The following is a 3,411-nucleotide window of genomic DNA, read 5'->3' as shown; positions in this document are numbered from 1 at the left end:
GTTATAATTGTTTCTGGCTAAAAAGCTGTGGCTAGGGGAGCACACAGCCCGGAAAACGATAGGTCACAAAAGCTTTAAAAAACCAAAAAAAGGCTGTAATTTCATATAGAAGGTATAATTCGCAGCCTTTTTCGTCAGCCTTCGCTCATACGTCCAGGAGCGCCTCGCTCGCGAACTCCGCCTTGTCGGTGATGAAGGCAAAGCGCGCTTCGGCTTTGGTCCCCATCAGCCGCTCCACGGAATCGGCGGTGCCTTCCCGGTCGTCGGCCAACAGCACCACGCGCAACATGGTGCGCTTGGCAGGATCCATGGTGGTTTCCTTGAGCTGGGCCGGCATCATTTCGCCAAGACCTTTGAAGCGGCTGATATCGACCTTGGCATTGGCGTTGAACTCGCTCTTGAGGAGCGCGTCGCGGTGGGCCTCGTCGCGGGCATAGACCGTCTTGCTGCCGTGGTTGAGCCGATAGAGCGGAGGGACGGCGAGATAGAGATGGCCCTCATCGATCAGCCGCGGCATCTGCCGGTAGAAGAATGTAATGAGGAGCGAGGCGATGTGGGCGCCGTCGACGTCGGCGTCGGTCATGATGATAATGCGCGAGTAGCGCAAATCCTCTTCGCGATAGTGCGCACCGGTGCCGCAACCGATCGCCTGGATCAAATCGGCCAACTGCGCATTGGCCACGAGCTTGTCCTTGGTTGCGGAGGCGACGTTGAGAATCTTGCCGCGCAGCGGCAGGATCGCCTGGGTCTTGCGATCGCGCGCCTGCTTGGCGCTGCCGCCGGCCGAGTCACCCTCGACGATGAAAAGCTCGGAGCCGTCGGCTGCCGTATCGGTGCAATCGGCGAGCTTTCCGGGCAGCCGCAGCTTTTTCACCGCGGTCTTGCGTGAAATCTCTTTTTCCGCGCGGCGGCGCAGCCGTTCTTCAGCGCGCTCGACGACAAAGTCCAGGAGCTTGTTGGCTTGCAGCGGATTGCCCGAGAGCCAATGGTCGAACGGATCCTTGATCGCCTGCTCGACGATGCGCTGAGCTTCGGCAGTGGCGAGGCGGTCCTTGGTCTGGCCCTGAAATTCCGGCTCGCGCACGAACACGGACAGCATCACGGCAGCGCCCACCATCACGTCTTCCGAGGTGATGGAGGCGGCGCGCTTACCCTGGCCGACGCGTTCGGCGTGATCTTTCAGGCCGCGCAGCAGTGCGCTGCGCATGCCCGATTCATGTGTGCCGCCGTCCTGCGTCGGCACGGTGTTGCAATAGGAGGACAAAAAGCCGTCGGCATCCGCGGTCCAGGCTACCGCCCATTCGCAGGCGCCATGCGCGCCGACCCGTCCCGATTTGCCGGAGAAAATATCCGGATGCACCAGCGTGTCGGCGTGAATCGCGGCTGCGAGATAATCCTTCAGGCCGCCCGGAAAATGGAAACTGTCTTCGGCCGGGACATCCTCAAGGCCTTTCAGCAGAGAGGGATCGCAGCGCCAGCGAATTTCCACGCCGCCGAACAGATACGCCTTGGAGCGCGCCATCTTGAACAGCCGTTGTGGCTTGAACGCAGCCTTGGCGCCAAAAATATCGGTGTCGGGCCTAAAACGAATTCGTGTGCCGCGACGGTTATTGATCTTGCCAAGGTCTTCCAGTTTCCCCTTGGGATGGCCGCGCTCGAACGCCATCTTGTAAAGTTTTTGGCCGCGCGCGACCTCGACCTCGAGGCGCGAGGACAGTGCATTGACGACGGACACGCCGACGCCGTGCAGGCCGCCCGAGGTCTCGTACACCTTGGAATCGAATTTGCCGCCGGAATGCAGGGTGCACATGATGACTTCGAGCGCCGATTTTTTCGGAAACTTCGGATGCGGATCGATCGGAATGCCGCGGCCGTTATCGGTGACGGTCAAGAATCCGTCGGCGCCGAGTTCGACCTCGATGAAGGTGGCATGGCCCGCGAGTGCCTCGTCCATCGAGTTGTCGATGACTTCGGCGAACAGATGATGCAGCGCCTTTTCATCGGTGCCGCCGATATACATGCCAGGCCGTCGCCGTACCGGCTCAAGCCCCTCGAGGACCTCGATGTCGCGCGCGGTATAGCCGGCCTCGGCGCTGGTTGAACGGGAGGCGACCTTGAGTTGAGAACGGCCCTTCGGCTCAGCGCCAAAGAGGTCGTCGACTTTCGCTTTAGTGCTGGATTTCAATGGTTTGGACATAGCTTTTCATGTTGCGCGCCAAAATGGCGCGGCGAATCAGTTTCCCTGACTATGCCACGGTTGAGCTCAAAAAGTGACGGCCGCAGAGGGAGGGCGGCGGCGCCTCGCCCGAAATTCTCAGGCGCGCGATGTGCGAAAGACGATCAGCCCAAACAGCGCCACGGCCGCCAACACGATCAACGAGCCGACGATTGGCAGAACAATGAAGGCTTCACCCTTGCCGATGACGATGGCGACCCCAACGGGAAACAGGACGGCGCCGGCGATGTGCAGCCGGCCCTGCCATTGAGCGAGCGCGCTGTCGCCGGCGGCGGGAACCAGTCTGTAGTAGAGGCCGAACACGAACAGGAGAACGCCGCCCACCAGGTTGAAATGCGCATGCGCCGGTGCCATGGCAAAATCCTGCCGGATGCCCATCTCGATTCCCCAGATCATGCCGATCACCAAAATCACAGCGCTGGTGCGCATCATCAATGACCCAATCATGTATTCTTCCCCATGTTCGTTGCGCGCAATTGAAAGCCCGCTGATTCTGCCTTGGGCGTCATTGTGACTTGATGTTGACGATCCAGCCAGCTTAAACGGGGCCATTACCGGGAAGGGCCTTTCGGAATGGAAGAATATATACGCGCGCTGGCGGATTTCGTGCGCGACCATCAGGCCTGGGCTGCGCCGGTCGTGCTGCTGCTGGCGTTCGGCGAATCGCTGGCTTTCATCTCGCTGCTGATTCCGGCATGGGGCGCGCTGGTGGCGATCGGTGCGCTGATCGGCGTCAGCGGCATCAGCTTCTGGCCGCTCTGCATTGCAGGCGGCGTCGGCGCGGCGCTGGGCGACTGGGTCTCCTACTGGTTCGGCTTCAAATACAAGGAACAGGTCGCGAAGATATGGCCGCTATCTCGGTATCCCGACATCCTGCCGCGGGGCGAGGCCTTCGTGAAATCCTGGGGCGTGCCGAGCATTTTCATCGGACGATTTTTCGGACCCCTGCGCGCCTCCGTGCCGCTCGCGGCCGGAATTTTCGAGATGCCGTATTGGCAATTCCAGGTAGCGAATTTCGTGTCGGCCTTCGTCTGGTCCGGTGCGCTATTGTTGTTCGGTGACGTGATTGCAGAGATTGCGGAGTGGCTCTGGCGGGCGGTCTGATGGCGGCTTCGGGGGCGTGAAACGGCAGCGTTTGACTTGACGTTGTCAGGCCAAGGTCTTATACGCCGGGC

General features: G+C 60.6%; 3 protein-coding genes. 1 reads left to right on the top strand and 2 read right to left on the bottom strand.

Going from position 1 to position 3,411, the window contains the following annotated elements:
- Positions 1-145: 145 nt before the first annotated feature.
- On the bottom strand, positions 146-2,197 hold the full coding sequence (gene parE, locus WB528_RS27375; protein ID WP_423892470.1) for a DNA topoisomerase IV subunit B: 2,052 nt from the start codon (positions 2,195-2,197) through the stop codon (positions 146-148).
- 117 nt (positions 2,198-2,314) lie between these two features.
- The gene (locus WB528_RS27370; RefSeq protein ID WP_423892469.1) at positions 2,315-2,683 is read right to left on the bottom strand and encodes a hypothetical protein; all 369 of its coding nucleotides are present in this window, start codon (positions 2,681-2,683) and stop codon (positions 2,315-2,317) included.
- Positions 2,684-2,809: 126 nt separating this feature from the next.
- Between WB528_RS27370 and WB528_RS27365 the strand changes: the two genes are divergently transcribed.
- Entirely contained in the window at positions 2,810-3,340 is a 531-nt protein-coding gene (locus WB528_RS27365; RefSeq protein WP_423892468.1) for a DedA family protein, read from the top strand.
- Positions 3,341-3,411: the final 71 nt, after the last annotated feature.

Source organism: Bradyrhizobium sp. (genome assembly GCF_049586575.1).
Taxonomy (GTDB): Bacteria; Pseudomonadota; Alphaproteobacteria; order Rhizobiales; family Xanthobacteraceae; genus Bradyrhizobium.
Note: the sequence above shows the minus strand (reverse complement) of the source record. Positions and strands in the feature narration are given on the sequence as shown.

Excerpts from the sequence above, each read along its gene's own strand:
- parE (WP_423892470.1), bottom strand. The coding sequence starts at position 2,197 with ATGTCCAAACCATTGAAATCCAGCACTAAAGCGAAAGTCGACGACCTC.
- WB528_RS27370 (WP_423892469.1), bottom strand. The coding sequence starts at position 2,683 with ATGATTGGGTCATTGATGATGCGCACCAGCGCTGTGATTTTGGTGATC.
- WB528_RS27365 (WP_423892468.1), top strand. The coding sequence starts at position 2,810 with ATGGAAGAATATATACGCGCGCTGGCGGATTTCGTGCGCGACCATCAG.